This is a genomic window from Bellilinea sp. (assembly GCF_053501535.1).
In genome coordinates this window covers 14981-32113 of the sequence record NZ_JBRCOK010000067.1, presented here as the reverse complement: position 1 = coordinate 32113, position 17133 = coordinate 14981, and the positions used below count along the sequence as shown (strand labels likewise).

General features: G+C 55.0%; 18 protein-coding genes and 1 tRNA gene. 2 read left to right on the top strand and 17 right to left on the bottom strand.

Annotation, left to right across the window (positions count from 1 at the left end; all coding sequences use genetic code 11):
• Positions 1-151: 151 nt before the first annotated feature.
• From ACWIZX_RS07355 to ACWIZX_RS07305, 11 genes are all read right to left on the bottom strand, one after another.
• On the bottom strand, positions 152-535 hold the full coding sequence (locus tag ACWIZX_RS07355) for an OadG family protein (protein WP_448335305.1): 384 nt from the start codon (positions 533-535) through the stop codon (positions 152-154).
• Positions 536-567: 32 nt separating this feature from the next.
• Positions 568-2118 carry an acyl-CoA carboxylase subunit beta gene (locus tag ACWIZX_RS07350; RefSeq protein ID WP_448335304.1) on the bottom strand — a complete coding sequence of 517 codons (1551 nt, stop codon included), beginning with the start codon at positions 2116-2118 and terminating at the stop codon, positions 568-570.
• Between the two features lie 226 nt (positions 2119-2344).
• Complete coding sequence (locus ACWIZX_RS07345) at positions 2345-3919, bottom strand: DUF4153 domain-containing protein (protein WP_448335303.1); 1575 nt, start codon at positions 3917-3919, stop codon at positions 2345-2347.
• A gap of 187 nt (positions 3920-4106) precedes the next feature.
• Positions 4107-4247 (bottom strand): hypothetical protein, encoded by a 141-nt coding sequence (locus tag ACWIZX_RS07340; RefSeq protein WP_322793198.1) that lies wholly within the window; start codon positions 4245-4247, stop codon positions 4107-4109.
• Between the two features lie 227 nt (positions 4248-4474).
• Positions 4475-4780 (bottom strand): FmdB family zinc ribbon protein, encoded by a 306-nt coding sequence (locus ACWIZX_RS07335; RefSeq protein WP_322793199.1) that lies wholly within the window; start codon positions 4778-4780, stop codon positions 4475-4477.
• 109 nt (positions 4781-4889) lie between these two features.
• Complete coding sequence (locus ACWIZX_RS07330) at positions 4890-5828, bottom strand: DsbA family protein (RefSeq protein ID WP_448335302.1); 939 nt, start codon at positions 5826-5828, stop codon at positions 4890-4892.
• Positions 5829-5830: 2 nt separating this feature from the next.
• The gene (locus ACWIZX_RS07325) at positions 5831-7042 is read right to left on the bottom strand and encodes an aminotransferase class V-fold PLP-dependent enzyme (protein ID WP_322793201.1); all 1212 of its coding nucleotides are present in this window, start codon (positions 7040-7042) and stop codon (positions 5831-5833) included.
• A 112-nt stretch (positions 7043-7154) separates the two neighbouring features.
• Positions 7155-7622, bottom strand: coding sequence for a divergent PAP2 family protein (locus ACWIZX_RS07320; RefSeq protein WP_322793202.1), 468 nt, complete (start codon positions 7620-7622; stop codon positions 7155-7157).
• A complete protein-coding gene (xseB, locus tag ACWIZX_RS07315) occupies positions 7619-7858 on the bottom strand; it encodes an exodeoxyribonuclease VII small subunit (protein WP_322793203.1) in 240 nt (79 codons plus the stop codon). The genes ACWIZX_RS07320 and xseB overlap by 4 nt, the downstream gene beginning before the upstream one ends.
• Positions 7848-9101, bottom strand: coding sequence for an exodeoxyribonuclease VII large subunit (gene xseA, locus ACWIZX_RS07310; RefSeq protein ID WP_448335301.1), 1254 nt, complete (start codon positions 9099-9101; stop codon positions 7848-7850). The genes xseB and xseA overlap by 11 nt, the downstream gene beginning before the upstream one ends.
• A 111-nt stretch (positions 9102-9212) precedes the next feature.
• Positions 9213-9647, bottom strand: coding sequence for a helix-turn-helix transcriptional regulator (locus ACWIZX_RS07305; protein WP_448335300.1), 435 nt, complete (start codon positions 9645-9647; stop codon positions 9213-9215).
• 438 nt (positions 9648-10085) lie between these two features.
• Here ACWIZX_RS07305 and ACWIZX_RS07300 point away from each other — a divergent pair, with 438 nt between their 5' ends.
• Complete coding sequence (locus ACWIZX_RS07300) at positions 10086-10376, top strand: transposase (protein ID WP_448335299.1); 291 nt, start codon at positions 10086-10088, stop codon at positions 10374-10376.
• A gap of 188 nt (positions 10377-10564) precedes the next feature.
• Here ACWIZX_RS07300 and ACWIZX_RS07295 read toward each other — a convergent pair whose 3' ends face one another.
• Together ACWIZX_RS07295 and ACWIZX_RS07290 are read right to left on the bottom strand one after the other, a co-directional pair.
• Positions 10565-10861 (bottom strand): DUF4258 domain-containing protein, encoded by a 297-nt coding sequence (locus tag ACWIZX_RS07295; protein WP_448335298.1) that lies wholly within the window; start codon positions 10859-10861, stop codon positions 10565-10567.
• Positions 10862-10961: 100 nt separating this feature from the next.
• A tRNA-Arg gene (locus tag ACWIZX_RS07290) sits at positions 10962-11034 on the bottom strand.
• Between the two features lie 98 nt (positions 11035-11132).
• On the opposite strand from ACWIZX_RS07290, the gene ACWIZX_RS07285 reads away from it, so the two are divergent.
• The gene (locus ACWIZX_RS07285) at positions 11133-11786 is read left to right on the top strand and encodes a TetR/AcrR family transcriptional regulator (protein WP_322793889.1); all 654 of its coding nucleotides are present in this window, start codon (positions 11133-11135) and stop codon (positions 11784-11786) included.
• Here the strand turns inward: ACWIZX_RS07285 and ACWIZX_RS07280 are convergent.
• The 4 genes from ACWIZX_RS07280 to nuoK all read right to left on the bottom strand — a co-directional run bounded on the left by ACWIZX_RS07280 (position 11773) and on the right by nuoK (position 17131).
• Positions 11773-13218: an NADH-quinone oxidoreductase subunit N gene (locus ACWIZX_RS07280; RefSeq protein WP_448335297.1), complete on the bottom strand. Its 1446-nt coding sequence runs from the start codon at positions 13216-13218 to the stop codon at positions 11773-11775. The two genes, ACWIZX_RS07285 and ACWIZX_RS07280, sit on opposite strands and share 14 nt — an antisense overlap.
• A gap of 10 nt (positions 13219-13228) precedes the next feature.
• Positions 13229-14740 carry an NADH-quinone oxidoreductase subunit M gene (locus ACWIZX_RS07275; protein ID WP_448335296.1) on the bottom strand — a complete coding sequence of 504 codons (1512 nt, stop codon included), beginning with the start codon at positions 14738-14740 and terminating at the stop codon, positions 13229-13231.
• Positions 14741-14770: 30 nt separating this feature from the next.
• Positions 14771-16753, bottom strand: a complete 1983-nt coding sequence (nuoL, locus tag ACWIZX_RS07270; RefSeq protein ID WP_448335295.1) for an NADH-quinone oxidoreductase subunit L — start codon at positions 16751-16753, stop codon at positions 14771-14773.
• Between the two features lie 78 nt (positions 16754-16831).
• On the bottom strand, positions 16832-17131 hold the full coding sequence (gene nuoK / locus ACWIZX_RS07265) for an NADH-quinone oxidoreductase subunit NuoK (RefSeq protein WP_416181053.1): 300 nt from the start codon (positions 17129-17131) through the stop codon (positions 16832-16834).
• Between the last annotated feature and the right edge of the window lie 2 nt (positions 17132-17133).

The window sequence follows — 17133 nt, the reverse complement described above, 5'->3', positions numbered from 1 at the left end:
GCCGGCGCTGCTGCCGCGCGAACGACCGGCTGAGCGGCTTCTTCAGGGTAGACCTCAAAGGTTTCACCATCCACCGTTGCCAGAATTGGGCGGGCGTTCAAATCGGCAATTTCCACTTCAAAAGTTTGGTCTTTTATTTTTACATTCAGTTTCATCGCACAGAACTCCGGGTTTTTCGAGAGGTGATTTGAGCGTTGAGGGCAAACTGATTGCTGCGGCGGGCTGCCTGCCAGGCGCTGATAGCCCCTCCGGCGGGTGGGGCGATGCGCAGCGCCGAACGCTGCACGGCCAGGGCCGCGGCAACTGCTGCCGCGGCAGCGCGTGCGCGGAGAGCCTGCCGTTCATCAGCGGGTGGTTCAGCTGTTGTTACAACTTCCGGCCCTTCGGCAAGGATTTCTTCTTCCTCTTCTTTGCGGCCTTTAATGGGCAGACTGGCAATCAGATTGATCAGTCCCCACAGGAAAATGAGTGCCAGAAAAACCAGCCCCATCCCAATGGCGGTCATTAATAAACCTTGCGAAAGTAATTCGGACATGGATCGCGCTCCTCTTTAAATCCGTTTACCGGCTAGAGCGGGATATTGCCATGCTTGCGGGCCGGGGTGGAGGTGGCTTTTTCACGCAGGGCTATCAGTGCGGCAATCACACGCATGCGGGTTTCGCGCGGTTCGATGACATCATCCACAAAGCCATCGGCTGCGGCTGCATACGGGTTGAGGAATTTCTTGCGGTATTCTTCCACAATTTTCTTGCGCTCGGCGGCCGGGTCTTCGGCTTCCTGAATTTGTTTGCGGTAGAGAATGTTGGCCGCACCCTCGGGGCCCATCACGGCAATCTCGGCGCTCGGCCAGGCAAAGGAGATGTCGGCCCCCATCACTTTGGAGGACATGACGATGTAAGCGCCGCCGTAGGCTTTGCGGGTGATGATTTGAATCTTGGGTACTGTGGCGTTGGAATAGGAATACAGCACCTTGGCCCCGTGGCGGATCACGCCGCGGTGTTCCTGATCCACCCCGGGCAGGAAACCGGGCGAATCGCAGAAGGTGACCAGCGGGATGTTGAACGAATCGCAGAACTGGACGAAGCGGGCAATTTTATCGGCCGAATCAATGTCCATTGAACCTGCCATGAAAGCCGGCTCCTGGGCGACGATACCGACCGTGTAGCCGCCCATGCGCGCCAGACCGATGATGGCGTTGCGGGCAAACGGGGCCTGTAATTCAATGAAGGTGCCGTTGTCCACAATTTTCTCGATGACTTCGTGCATGTTGTAAGGCTCGGATGGGTCAAGCGGGACCACAGAATTGAGCGAATCGTCCATGCGGTTGGGGTCATCGCCGGTATCCACAAAGGGCGGATTTTCGACATTGTTGGAAGGCAGGTAACTGAGCACCCTGCGCGCCATGGCGATGGCTTCCACATCCGATTGGGTCTTGATATGCGCTGTGCCGCTGATGCCCAAATGCACATCGGCGCCGCCCAGACTCTCGGTATCTACGACTTCGCCGGTAACCGATTTGATCACCTCCGGGCCGGTCAGGAACATGAAGGACTGCTTTTCAACCATGATGATCATATCGGTGACGGCGGGAGAGTAAGCCGCCCCACCGGCACACGGTCCCAGCACCAGGCTGATTTGGGGGATAACCCCGGAATACCAGGCGTTGCGCTGGAAGATTTGGGCATAACCGTACAGGCTGCGCACGCCCTCGTTGATGCGCGCACCGCCGGAGTCGATCAGACCGATGACCGGCGCGCCGGTAGCGGCGGCCATGTCCATGATGGCGGCGATCTTTTTGCCCTGAGTTTCACCCAGCGAGCCGCCCATGACGGTAAAGTCCTGAGCATAGACATAAATGGTGCGTCCGTCCACTGTGCCGTAACCGGTAATCACACCATCGCCGGGGTATTTTTCGGTCATACCCAGGTCATCGCTGCGATGGGTGGCATACAGCCCGATTTCATGGAAAGAACCGGGGTCAAGAAGTTGCTCGATGCGCTCGCGGGCGGTCAGTTTGCCTTTAGCTTTGTGTTTGGCAATGCGCTCTTCACCGCCGGCCAGCCGCGCCTTCTGGCGCATTTCGCGTAATTCAACAATTCGGGGATCTTCTTCAGGCATAAGGCATCCTCGCTTTTTGGGGGTTTGGGATAATTTGGAAAACAGAAAGTGGGAAGTCTGCGGCTTCCCATGCAGCAGGCATGACCTGCCAGTACACCTATGATTGTAGTAAAAAAGGGAGTGTCTTTATATCGTAAAATATACCATTAATTGCCTGATTTTCATCCCCTTTTTTGGTCAAATGTCAGATAACTGACAATTTTTCCAACATAAAAACTCCTCCCCGTTAATCCCATCGTTCGGCATATCCGCAGTAGCGGTGTTGTCCGTCCACAAGGACGTAACTGCCGTATGAATCCACTTCGACAGGGTACTTCTGCCATAGTTCGGCATGGCTACCCAGCAGATTATCGGCCCGGTTTTGGCTGAGGTTGAAGGATTGCCAGGGCGGATTGGATGGGCTTGATTGGGCAGCCCGGCAGGCCAGTCCAATTAAAATTTCCTGCCGCACCAAAGCAGGCAAACCGGCTTGATTGACCTGCCGGATAAGTTCTGGCACGGCATCGGCAGAGAGCATTTGCAGGTAATCTCCATCCAGGTCCTGACCATTTATGGCGCGCTGGATATTCTGGCGCGCAATCCAGCTGTCCACATTCCAGAACCCGAGCAGTAAACCAAATCCCAACCCAAAAATGACGAAGAACAAACCAACCCGCCGCATTTGATTGCTGAACAGTAATCCTAAAATGGTCAACAACAGCAAGCCGAGCCACGGGATGAACAAATAAGTATAGGTGCGCAGGCGGGTAAACCCGTAGGCCTGTTCGTACAAACTCAAGCGCTGCAAAGCCGAAGCCAGAATGACCAGTACCATCCCGATCAGCAGGCCATTGAGCAGGATGAAACTGCGCTGGCGGATGGGCGTTTCGCGGCGGGTGATGGTGTGCAGGGTTAAAACCAGACCCAGACTGATCAGGGCGACCCAGACCAACTCGCCGAAACCGCGCCGGGCATACTCTGCGTAGGTGAAACCGGCTTCATGAATATTGACCTGCCCGCCAAACAGATAGCGGAATTGCAGGATGACAAAGAAAGCAAATAAGGCATTGACGCTGCCCAGCACAATGCTACTTTCCGTCCAGCCTAAAAACGGGGAAAGAAACGGGGCTTCTCTGTCGGATGGACGGATTTCCTGCCTGGGTAGAACGGCATGCAGGAGCACACCGCAAAAGACAACTGTCAACACCAGCACATAAAAAAGACGAAAGAGTGTTTCGGGCAGTTTGTCCAGCCGCAAAGCCTGCAAGACAGATTCCAGCCGTTGGGCAAATACCAGATCGGCAGAAGCCAGCAGCAGCGCCAGTAACCCAACGATGGGAAGCGCCAATAGCAAGCCGCGCAGCACAGCCCGTCCCTGCTGCAGATGAACGGCATATTGTCCACTGGCTGGATGGTTTTCGCCGGGGTTTGGCTGCTGGAAGGGGCGGGTCAAAGCGGCAAAAATCAGTACCGCTACTGCGCGGATGTAATCCCACAGGGTAAAGTGCAGCCAGTTGCCGTTGCGCAGGGTGGCGGCCCAGATCATCAATCCCAGCAATGCCAGCAGAATTCCCAAAGCCTGGCTAAACGGCTCGGCACGTAAAAAGGGTTGAACCGCCAGCCCAAGGATGATTATCCCCAGCAAGATGTTTGCTCGCGCCGGGCGGCTGCCGGATTTGAGAGTCAAAAACCAGGCGCTGCTCAACGCCAGCACCGCCCAGATGAAAAACGAAATCCCAACCGGTTTTCCCCAGAAGAGGATATCTACCCCACTGCCCAACACAAAGGCGGCTATCCAATAGGGTGTGGTTGATTTTGGCATGGTCTGTTTCCCTTCGGTTTTTGAATTTGCATTCGGGAAAGCGATTCCCCCCTGAATTTGCAGGGTAAAGAGAATCCGACCACAGCCGGTTCAAGGCATTTCCAAAGTGGATTTTTGCTGTTCCCGAATTGACTCGAAAAGGCCGTTCCGATGGGAAAGAATCAGCCGGGGAGCGGAGAGAACCGAATTAGAGGGTGGACACCACCGACAGCACCATTGCCAGAATGATCATCAATGAGAGAATGATGAACACCAGCCGCTGCAAGCGGGTAGCACGCTGCTCTGGCGATTCACGCGGGGTGGATTTTTTCTTGATTTCTTTCGACATGCTTTTCCTCCAACAACCGTTTTGATTGTAACGGTTTTTCTCCTGCACCGCAAGTCGCGCGCCGGCAGGGTGCGGCTGGCTTCCCATCCGAAGCGATCCTGCTCATCATAGGCACAGCGACCTTTCAAAAACTCTCATTGAGGTATCAAAACCTCTCGCGCCAATAAAAAAGCCCGGAAGAACCGGGCAATCAGGACGCCCCCGCCCCAAAGGCAATACCTGCCCTGTTACGAGGTTGTAGATGAACTGCTGGAAGAGCCGGATTTCTCCGATGAGGTTGAGGATGTGCTGGATTCGCCGGACGATTTGTTTTCGTTGTGGCCGTTCGATGAGGCGCGGGTTTGTCCGGAGGGCGAGCGGTGATCGGTTGCGTAGAAGCCGGAACCCTTGAAGACGATGCCCACCGGGGTGTACACCTTGCGCAGCGATTTCTTGCCGCATTCCGGGCACCACGCCAGCGGTGGTTCGCTGAACTTTTGATTGCGTTCGAATTGAACCCCACAATTTTCACACCGATAGGTATAGACCGGCATACGACTTACTCCCTCATACAACAACTTGCAACTTGAATAACGACCTCTTATTGTAAACCCGTTTCGTTAATTTTACATTAGAAAACGGTTTCAACATATCAAAATTTTATCAGCGTGCCCAATACAGCAAACCGTTCAAAGCGATGGCATACACGCGCGGCGGTTTCGGGCCAATCAACACCTCATTTTGGATGAAAACGGTGGGTGTGCCGAAGAAACCGGTTTTGACCACTTCGTTCAGCTGCTTTTTGACCGTCCACTCGGTTTGCGGGTCAGTGGCGCAAAAGGCAATCGTTTCGGGGTTGTAACCTGTTTCAGCCAAAGTCTGACGGATGAAGGACTCATCTTCGATTTGACTGCGTTCGGCGGTGAAGAAGGTATCCACCAGCGACCAGTATTTTTGCGCGTCCTGCCGATAGGCACAGTAGCCGATTTTGGCGAGATAATCGCTGCTCTCTTTGACGGGGTAGTAGAGGAACGTGAAACTGGCCCCGCTTTTTTCGGCCAGTTGACGCACTACCGGATAAGCCTTGCGGGAGTATTCGCAGCCATACGAGCCGATGAAGACAATCCTCTTTTCCCCATTTTCGTTCATTACCGGAAAGCCGCTGAGGTTAACACCTTTGAGCGAAACCGGATCTTCACCCGGCAGTACCACCGGACAACTTTCACCCACATTGGAAATTTGATTGGATTGACCGGTGGGGTCAAACACACAAAAGCCGCTCTGGTTCAAACCGTTGCACGAGCCGGTGACGTAGAAGAGATAGACGCCGCGCACTGCGAAGAAGGTGCTCCCCAAAAAAAGCAGAATGAAAATCCAAGAGAGCGGTTCGAAAAAGCGATTGAGAATGCGGGCGCCGGTTTCGGTTTTGGTGATGACAAAACCAAGAATTTTGGCCTTCATTTTTTCATCGAAACCGGTGTTGCAGGGGCGCAGCGTCACCCGGCGCAGTACACAATCCAGCGCTTCGCGCGCCAGCGAACGGTTCTCGGCGCTGAATACACTCAGGATGGAAAGGATGACAAACGAAACAACGCAGAACATGGTTACAGTACCTTGCGGATCTTGATCAGCGCATCCACCAGCGCGCGGGCTTCGTCCAGGGTATTGTAGAAATACACCGAAGCGCGCACCGAACCGGCAATACCGCGAGCATTAAACCACGAATGAACACAATGCTGACCGGAACGCACGGCAATCCCCGCCATTTGATCCAGCATCAGCGCAATGCGGTGATGATCCACGCCGGGGATGAAAAACGAAACGATCCCGCTGCGCAGACGGGCATCGGCCGGGCCGATGATTTGTAGCCCCGGCACGCTTTTTAATGCCTCACTGAGGTACTGGTTGAGGGTGACTTCGTGTTTTTCGATGGCTTCCAGCCCAACTTGCTGCAGGTAGCGGATGGCTGCTCCCATGCCGATGATACCGGCGTAATCCTGCAAGCCGGCTTCAAATTTTTCCGGCGGCGGCAGAAACTGGCAGTCTTCGTAAGTGGAGGATGCTACCGTATCTCCTCCCACCAAAAAGGGCTGCATCTCTTCCAACAGGCGGTATTTGCCATATAAAATTCCGATTCCCGATGGAGCAAGCATTTTATGTCCCGAAAAGGCTACCCAATCGGCGTCCAACCGGCGCACATCCATGCGCTGGTGAGGGGCGGTCTGGGCAGCGTCCAGCAGCACCCGTGCGCCGTGTTTGTGTGCCAGCCGCACCACTTCTTCAGCCGGAATGCTGACACCGTCGAGGTTGGAGGTGTAACCCATGGCTACCAGCCGAACACCGCTCTGCAAAGCCTGCTGGTAGGCGGAGAGGTTGAAGGTGTTATCCGAATTGGAGGGGACAAATTTCAGGCACACTCCATGGCGTTTGGCCAGCATCTGCCACGGAATCAGGTTGGAATTGTGCTCTTTGTCGGTCAGCAGAACGACATCGCCCGTTTTCCAGTCCAGCGCATTGGCAACCAGATTGATGGCTTCGGTGGTATTGCGGGTGAAGATAATCTCTTCCTTGCGGCTGGCGTGCAGGAATTTGGCGACCTGCTGGCGGGCTTCATCCACCTGCCGGCTGACTTCATTGGCTAAACGGTGCATACTGCGCCCGGCACAGGCGGGGGATTCTTCGTAATAATGTTGAACAGCCTGAATCACTGCCAGCGGACGAAGACTCTGGCAGGCGTTATCCAGATAAATCAGCGGTTTGCGCCCGCTTTGGGCGTTGAGTATGGGAAAGTCCTGTCGGATTTTTTCGATGTTCATCGTTTCGCTGCCAATAAAAGAATCTTCTCCGAAATCCGTACCATTATACTCCACTTCTCCCTTGTTTCTGCCAGTGGATTAAGTCCCCCTGTTGGATGGACAAAGGACACATTCAGGGATTGACCGGCGGCCACAGCCCGTAAACGATCAGCGCGATCAGCGTTCCCAGCACGATCCCGCCAATCACCTGACGGGGGGTGTGCCCCAGAACTTCTTTCAGCCTTTCCTGCGAAATGGGGTGTCCGCTGAACAATTCCTCGAATAACAGGTTGATCTTTTGGGCATGATAACCGGCCTGCCGGCGCACCCCGGCAGCATCGTAAACCACAATCATCGAAACGGCGAATGCCAGCGCAAAAAGCGGGGAATCAAAACCGTAATACAGGCCAATCGAAAGGGTGGTGGCTACCATCAGCGAGGAGTGTGAACTGGGCATGCCGCCGCTGCTGAACCAGAGCGCCCAGTTCCAGCGCCGCTTGGTCAGGTATTCAATCGGCACTTTCAGGAACTGGCCTAAAAACCAGGCCAGAATGGCGGTGATAAAGACGCGGTTGTTGACCAGATCTTCCCACACGGTCATTCCTCTTGTTCTTCTTCCACCAAACCGTAATCGCTGCCGCTCAACTGGCGAACCCGCAACTCGGCCTGATCCAGCAGGGCGGCACAGCGCTGAACCAGCGCCTGTCCCCGCTCGTACAGTTGCAAAGCCTCTTCCAGCGAGGGCTGCTCGTTTTCAAGGGTTTGAATAATCCCTTCCAGTTCTGCAAAAGCCTGTTCGTAAGACATCTGATCGGCAGGGATGGTTTCAGCGCTCATCGGTTGCTCCTCCTTCGGGCGGGTAGAGGTGAATTTGACGGGCAGAGGCATCCACGCGGCCGTCTTTCAGGCGAATGGTCAGATCATCGCCAATTTGGATCTGATGTACACTATGGGCCACCTGGCCATTGCGGTCATATACCACGGCATAACCGCGCTGTAACACGGCCAGCGGATTGAGGGCATTCAGGCGGTGCTGCCAGCCGGTCAGTTGGGTGCGCTGCAATTGAATGGCGGCCAGCAGGGCGCGCTCTGCCCGTCCAATCAGGGAATCCAGCTGCTGACGGTCATTGTCAATCCGTCGGCGCGGTGAAAGCAATGCCAGCCGGCGGGCGCGTTCGGCAAGGTGGCGGTGTTCGGTGTGAATTTTGCTCTGCATCCAGCCCCTCAACCGGCTGGCGCGTTCGTTCAGCTGCAGGCGCAGGTCGTACATATCCGGCGTGACCAGTTCAGCAGCGGCGGTTGGGGTGGGGGCGCGTACGTCGGCGGCAAAATCGGCCAGCGTGAAATCCGTCTCATGGCCGATACCGGTCACCACCGGCACAGGGGAAGCGGCAATCGTCCGTACGACCTCTTCATCATTAAAAGCCCACAGGTCTTCCAGTGAACCTCCGCCGCGCGCCACCAGAATGGCGTCCAGTTCGGGCAGGCGGTAAAGACGTTTGAGCGCGGCTACCAGCGCGGCGGGGGCTTCTTCACCCTGAACAGCCGCCGGCGAAAGCACAACCTCCACCAGCGGGTAGCGGCGGCGCAGGGTGTTGAGCATGTCCTGCAAGGCTGCACCGGTAGGTGAAGTGACCAGACCGATCCGCTGGGGGTGGGCCGGTAAGGGGCGTTTGCGACTTTCATCAAAAAGTCCTTCGGCTTCGAGACGGGCTTTCAGCCGCATAAATTCCTGAAACAACCAGCCTTCGCCGGCCGGTCGCAGCGTATCTACATACAACTGGTACTGGCCGTCGCGCTCATACAGGCTGATGTAGCCGTGGGCTTCTACGGCCTGTCCGTTGGTCAGGTCAAAACGCAATCGCCCGGCGTTCATTCGCCAGATGACACAGCGCAGCGAAGCGGAGGCATCCTTAAGCGTGAAATACACATGCCCGGAAGTTGGGCGGGAGAGGTTGGAAACCTCCCCACGCACCCAGATATCCTGTAAAATTTCATCGCTTTCCAACAACTGGCGCAAATAGCGCGTCAGTTCACTGACGGACAGTGCCGGGAAAAGAAAGGGGAGCGGTTGTTCCATTGGGTTTTATGAAGCGCAGATAGCGGTCAATTGGATTGCTGGTCGGGTTTTGACCTTGTGCCGAAATGATGTTATTTAGATTTTACCAAGAAACGGCAGAGGAACAACCGGTTAGCCCTTGCGGCTTCTCCATTCCCGCCCGCCCATTTTCCAGACAGCCTGGATTGTGCTGCTCACCCCCAGCCGCTGGCGGATGCCTGCCAGATGCAGAAATACCGTGCGGCGCGAAAGTCCCAGCTGCGCGGCAATTTGTTTGGCGGTGAGTCCTTCGGTTAATAATTGCAGGACGACCTGCTGACGGGGGGTCAGCGGAGGACAGGCGGCGCAGGGTTTTGGGCCGGTTTCACTTTTGCTGCCTGGAAGGACCAGCAGTAAATCTTCGCCCAGCGGTAAGGCCTGCCAGGCGTTTTTTTCAGCAAGCATCTCGCTCAAGCGGCGGGGGAACCATGTTCCGCTTTGAAACCGGGCAGAAAGTTCTTCCGCTGAGCGCTCATCCTGTGCCAGAAATTGGACTTTTTCCTCGATCAGGCAAATAATCCAGGTCATGATTTTCTCCTTGCAGAACATTATTTCTATTTTTCCACAATTACCCGGCCAAACAAGACGGATTTTTGGGTTAACCCGATCGGCGCTCAAAGTTCAGGTAAACTCCCCCTTTAGGGGAATTGTATTTGAAAAGGTGAAAAAGAGTTTTATCGCCGAGACGCGAAGACGCAGAGGGTTGTTTTTTAACCTCAGTTCGGGATTAAGCCTTTTCGCATCCGATTTTGCATTTTTGGCCGACCTGCGCCTCCCATACGCGCCAATTTAGAAGGTGCAAAATAATGGATTGAGGAATGGAGTGCAAGAGATCTAGCCCAGGCAGAATGTTGAAGACGGCAGCGAGGGGGGCGCAAAGATAACATCTTAAGAGATGAAGAGGGTTTTGCAAAGAAGAAACATTAAATCCAGGGGCTGTATGCAAACCGATTTTTAATAAATGTCATGGCAAATAGAAGCCAACTGACGAATGTGCAGTGGGAACGGATTAAGCCGTTGCTGCCACCCCAAAAACCAAAAACCGGGCGACCAGCACAGGATCATCGAACGATCCCCAATGGGATACTTTGGATTTTGCGCACCGGCGCACCTGGCGAGATCTGCCCGAACGATGCGGTAATGGACGATAGTCTACAGACGCTTTCAGGGCTGGCGGAAAAAGGGAGTATGGCAGAAAGTTCTATCCGAATTGCAAACGCTAGCCGATCAACAAGGCGAACTGAATGGGGAACTTGATTTCGAGGACGGGACGATCATTCGTGGCCAGCAACATGCTGCAGAGGCAAAAAACATACCCCGTTGAATGCAGTTAAAAAAAATGAGTAAAGAGGGGCTGGCAACCGTTTTTGTTATATAACCTAATGGTAGATTACTTGATTAACTTATCCCATAAAATTAATTTTTAGACTTAACGAATATGGGAATTATTCATATGCTCTAATGTATTTTGCTTTTGATCGTATCGGGACAAATGATTTTTTATTACGATAGACTGTGATAACGGTGCTATCGTCCTTGCTAAGCAATACCACTGTCCCTTCCAACCGACTGATTTGATTACATTGACTATCACGATAGGGAATTTGTCTTTTACCCAAATAGTAAAAATTAGCGCCTGCGGTAAAATGACATTTTCCGTTAGCCAAAACATAATCAATATCCGCTTTGCTCAAACCTCGCAAAGCCATTCTCCATAGAGCATGAAACGTGAAGTTTAGCAAGTGAACCTCCAAGGTTGATTGAGGTCACCAGCCCCTTGCTAATCATTTTTTATTTTGATGTTAATGTTCAGCGCCATCAGGGATACAAATTCTTATTCAGCGCCCCCGCAGGGATTCGAACCCTGAACCTCCAGATTCGAAGTCTGTCACTCTGTCCATTGAGCTACGGGGGCAGTTGCGCCTATTATACCGCAATTTTTCTTCGCTTGACTTCCTTTTCCTCCACCTCTATAATTGACCCGTAGTCATCATTATCGGAGGCCTTTTCCCAATGCCGCGCACCCGTGCCATCTCCCCCGCCCAAAAAGACGCCCGCCGTACCGCCATCCTCACTGCCGCAGCCCAATTGTTTCAAAACGCACCCTACGACCAGATCCTGATGCAGCAGATTGCCGATCAGGCCAACCTGGCCAAAGGCACGCTTTTTCTTTACTTTGAATCCAAAGAACATCTTTTCCTCGCCTTGACCGTCGAAGCCCTCCATCAATGGTTGGCCGACCTGAACGCCGATTTGCGTACGGTGACCCCGCCGCTGATGACGCTGGCATTCACCCGCCTGGTAGAGCGCAGCCTGCGCCGCCAGCCGCTGCTGCTGCCGTTATTAACCCTCCACCCTCAGCGGCTGGCTGAATCTATGTCTGCCGCCACCCAACAGGATCTGCAGAAGGCGCTCAACCCTTCCCTGACGACTTGCGCAGCGTTGACCGAAAATTTGCTCCCCTACCTGCAGCCCGGCCAGGGCAGATTGATTCTGCAGCGCATCCTGGCCTTAATCATCGGCTTGCCGGGATCAGCAGCCCTGACCCCGGCAGATGATTCGCCTTCGGATGTCTTTGCGGAGTTAGCGGCGGTTTTGAACCTGCAACTTTACGCGCTGGAAACACTGCACCGCCGCAAAAGCGCAACCGCAACTACTGCAAACTGAGAATCGCCTGTGCGGCCATCTGCAGAATTTGATTGGGCAGCAGGCTCAACCCAACCACGGCCAGCGCCGAACCAACCGCAACCAGGCTCAGCCACGCATCGCGGCGAATACGCGGCTCACCGCTGCGCATGAACATCATCACCACCACGCGCAGGTAATAATACGCCGAAATCAAAGAAGAAAGCAGACCAATCAAAGCCAGCTCCACATAACCGGCATCCACCGTGGCGCGGAAGAGGAACAATTTACCCCAAAAACCCATTGTCAACGGAATTCCGGTCAACGAGAGCATGAATACCAGCATGGCTACACCCAGCCAGGGGTACTTCAGCCCCAAACCGGCGTAATCTTCCAGCTCCAAACCCTGATAATCCGCCCGTTCAACTGAAATGACCACCGCCCATGCGCCAAAAGTTGTCAGCGTGTATGCCAGCAGGTAGAACAGCATGGCCGCCACTGCCTGACCCGCCACCTGCGGGTTGCCATAGGCCACAAATGCCATCAGCAAATAACCACCGTGCGAAATGCTGGAATAGGCCAGCAGACGTTTCAGGTTGGTCTGGGCGATGGCAAGAATGTTCCCGATCAGCATGGTCAGCGCTGCAATCCCCCAGCCAAGCGGCGCCATTTCTGCTGCCAGGGTGGGGAAGGCGGTCAGAAAGACCCGCAGCAGTACTGCAACGCCGGCCGCCTTGACTGCCACGGCCATAAAGCTGGAAACCGGCGTTGGTGCGCCCTGATAGACATCCGGCGCCCACTCATGGAAGGGCACCGCCGCCAGTTTGAAGGCAAAACCCACCAAAATCAAGGCTGCGCCAGCAAGGAATAGCGGCAAATTGACCGCCCCTTGCCCCACTCGCTCGACAATCAGCATCAGGCTGGTGGTTGCCGTTGCCCCAAAAATGAGCGCAATTCCATACAACACAAATGCCGAAGAAAACGTCCCAAGCAAGAAATACTTCAAGGAAGACTCTTCCGATTCCTGCCGTTCGCGCGCCAGTCCCGCCAGCACATACAACGGAATGGAGAGAAATTCCAGCGCCAGAAACACGACAATCAGGTTATAAGCCTGGGTCACCAGCATCATGCCGGCAATCGAAAAGAACATCAGCGGGTAGAACTCTCCCCGTTCCAGATTCATGCGTTTGAGGTAGTCGTGAGAGAGCGCAACCACCACCAGCCCGCTGACCAGATACAACACGTTCAAATAGACGGCAAAGCCATCCACGATGATCATATTCTGAAACGCCAGCCCACTGCCGCCGGCCTGCGCCAGCGTGACCCCAATGGTTACCGCCAGGCCCAGCGCTGCCAATGCGGCAACAATGCCTTTGCGCCCCTTGGGCACCCACAAGTCCACCACCAGCAGGAGCAGCGCCCAAACCAGCAATGTGATTATCGGAAGTGTGAGAATGAAATCGCTCAGGTTCATCGCATCGCTCCTAATGAATGGCCAGCATTGCGGCACCCTGCACCAGTGAAACCAGCCGTTCCACGCTGGGGTTGATCAGGTTGAAAAACGGAGCCGGGTACAGGCCGATCCAGAAAATCAACACCAGCAGGGGCAGCAAGGTAATCACCTCGCGGGCATTCAAATCTTTCAGCGAGAGATTGGCTTCCACCCGCACCGGGCCCAGAAAGACCCGTTCAAACATCACCAGCAAATAGACTGCCGCCAGAATCACCCCAATCGTCCCCGCGCCGGCAAAGTAGGGGCTGTTCAACACCTGCGAACCGAACGCCCCCAGCAAAATGGTGAACTCACCCACAAAACCGTTCAGGCCCGGCAAACCGGCCGAAGAAAGCATGACAATCAGCGTCAATGCCCCCAAAATCGGCATGACCTTCCAGATGCCGCCATAGGCACTCATCTCGCGGGTGTGACGCCGTTCATACAGCATGCCCACAATCAAGAACAATGCCCCGGTGCTCAACCCATGGTTGATCATTTGCAGCACGCCGCCTGCCAACCCCTGCTGGGTGAGCGCAAAAATGCCCAGCATCACAAAACCCAAATGGCTGACCGACGAGTAAGCCACCAGCTTCTTGACATCTTTCTGCATCAGCGAAACTGCCGCACCATACAGGATGCCGATCACCGCCAGCGCCGCCATGTAGGGCGCGGCTTGCAGGCTGGCTTCCGGGAAAAGCGGGAGATTAAAGCGCAGGAAGCCGTAACCGCCCATCTTCAGCAGCACCCCCGCCAGAATGACCGAACCTGCCGTGGGGGCTTCCACATGCGCATCCGGCAGCCAGGTATGCAGCGGGAACATGGGCACCTTGATGGCAAAAGCCAGTGCAAAAGCCAGAAACAGCCATAACTGGGTTTGGGCAAACAACTGCCGCTGAGCCAGCAAATCGTTCCATGCAAAACTGCCCACCTGCAGCCCCATCACCAGAATTGCCAGCAACATCAGCAGCGAACCAAACATGGTGAAGAGGAAGAACTTGACCGCAGCATAAACCCGCCGCTCGCCACCCCACACCCCAATCAGGAAGTACATCGGCACCAGCGTAAATTCCCAAAAGATGTAGAAAAGCACCAGATCCAGCGCCAGAAAAACGCCAATCATGCCGGTTTCCAGCAGCAGGAAGAAGGCCATAAAACCCTTGACGCGTTCCTCTACGGCTGACCAGGTTGAAAGGATGGCAATCGGGGTCAGGAAAGTGGTCAGCAAAACCAGCAGAATGCTCAGCCCATCCACCCCCAGATAAAAATCAATCGAGATGCCGCCAACCCGCAGCCACGAGGTACGCTGCACCAGTTGCAGGTCGGCTTTGGAAGGGTCAAACAAAGCCAGCATCGCCAGCGAAACCCCAAAAGTCGCCAGCGAGGTCAGCAGTGCCGTCCAGCGGATGGCATTTTTTTGTTCCGCTTTGAGGAACAGGATGATCAAAAACCCTGCCAGCGGCAAGAAAGTGACCAGAAGAAGCGGATTAAGTCCAAAAATCATGAGAACTCCTCAATCCACAGGATGACGGCCTCAGCGCAGCACCAGGTAGGTGACCACCAGCACCACACCCAGCAGGATGGTCAAAGCATACGAGCGCACAAAGCCGTTTTGGACACGCCGCCACGACTGGGCCGTGGCACGCATCAGGTTACCCACCCCATTGACCAGACCGTCAATCACGCCCTGATCCACCGGTTGAGCCAGAAACTGCGCCAGCCGCAAATAGGGTTTGACAACCAGCGCCTGATACAGCTCATCCACCCACCACTTGTTTTCCAGCGCCAAAAACAGCCCGTTGAGCGGTCTGGCAAGCGGGTCGGCTTGGCGGGCATCTTCCAGCGGTTTGCGCCCGTAAATCAGCCAGCCAACCAGCAGCCCGCCAAGCGCCACCGCCAGCGAAATCAGCGCCACCGAAAGGATGAACTTGGCCGGCTCAACCCCATACAGACTGTGTTCCAGCCACTTTTCCAGCCAGTGGGTGGTGGGGAAGTTGAGCAATCCGCCCGCAGCAGCCAGCCCCGCCAGGATGATCAGCGGTACGGTAACCACTGCGGGGCTTTCCTTTGCGCCCGCGGCGGCTTCGCTGCGCGGTTTGCCGAAAAAGACCATCGCCAGCTGGCGGGCGACATAGAACGCCGTCAGGAAAGCGGCTGCGGTCAACACAAAATAGACCGGCGGATGATGCAAACTGGCATCTGCCAGAATTTCATCCTTTGAAAAGAAACCGGAAAGCGGGGCAATCCCTGCCAACGCAAGAGCGCCGATCAAATAGACCCAAAAAGTTACCGGCATTTTCTGACGCAGACCGCCCATGTTGCGCATGTCCTGCGGGTCAAAGGTGGTATGATGACCCTCCGCATGGCTGCCGTGCGCAGCAGCACGTTCATGCCCATGCTCCATGCCCAGAATGACCGAACCGGCCCCCAAAAACAGCAACGCCTTGAAGAAGGCATGGGTGACCAGATGAAACATTCCGGCAACCGCCGCCCCCATGCCCACCGCCGTGACCATGAAACCCAACTGGCTGATGGTCGAATAGGCCAGAACTTTCTTGATGTCATACTGGCCTACCGCAATGGTCGCCGCAAAAAAGGCTGTGGCAGCCCCCACCCACATGACCACGTCCTGCGCCAGGGCCACCTGCTGGTAGAGCGCCTGCGAGCGCGCCACCAGATACACACCCGCAGTCACCATGGTTGCAGCATGAATCAACGCCGAAACGGGGGTTGGGCCGGCCATGGCATCCGGCAACCACACATACAACGGCAGCTGTGCCGATTTACCGGTCACGCCCAGCAGCATGAACAGGGTAATCGCCAGAATGACTCCCGGCAAAACTGTGGCTACCTGCGGCGCCTGCGCAAAAACCGTATCAAAATCCAGACTGCCAAAATTGTAGAAGATCAGGAAAATAGCGATCAACAAACCGAAATCGCCAATGCGGTTGACCACAAAGGCTTTTTTGGCCGCCTGGGCGTTGGCAATGCCGCCCGCGCCTTTCTCGAACCAGAAGCCGATCAGCAGGTATGAACACAGCCCAACTCCTTCCCAGCCGACAAACAGCATCAGGAAGTTATCGGCGCTGACCAGAATCATCATCGCCGCCACAAACAGGTTGAGGAACACAAAGAAGCGGCGGAAGCGGCCGGGGTCACCGTTGTGGCGCACATCGGCGTGCATGTAACCGATGGAGTAAATGTGAATCAGGGTACCCACTCCGGCAACTACCAGCATCATCGTCACCGAAAGGGTATCCACCCGAAAGTTCCAGTCGGCGGTGAAATCTCCCACCGCCAGCCAGCGCAGGAATGGATAAGTACCCCCCTCCGGATGTCCCGCCAGCCCAAGCGCCAGCAGCGCCGCCACCCCAAACGACAAAGCGGCCGCCAGACTGGCAATAACGCCGATGCCCTTTTCTCCCAGTCTTTTTCCAAACAGTAAGTTGAGGAAAATACCCAGCACAGGGAAGAAAACGACCCACGGCGCAAGTGGTAATACCGTTTCAAAGTTCATTCAGTCTTCTCCCATTCCCAGAATGAAAGCCTCACCGGCGGTAAATTGCAAAATTGAAAAGTCAAATGGACACCCCCCTCACCCTTTGAGCGTGCTCATCTCATCCAGATCAATGGTGCGTTTGGCGCGGAAGATGGCGACCATCAGGGCCAGCCCGACGGCAACCTCCGCTGCAGCCGTGGTCATCACAAAAAAGACAAACAAATCCCCATCCAGAATTTGGTGATACGCCGAAAAAGCCACAAAAACCAGGTTTGCAGCATTGAACATCAATTCCAGCGACATGAACACCACCAGCGGGTTGCGCCGTAAAACCACACCCAGCGCTCCAATGGCAAACATCGCCGCGGAAAGAATCAGATAATAACTCATTGGCATGG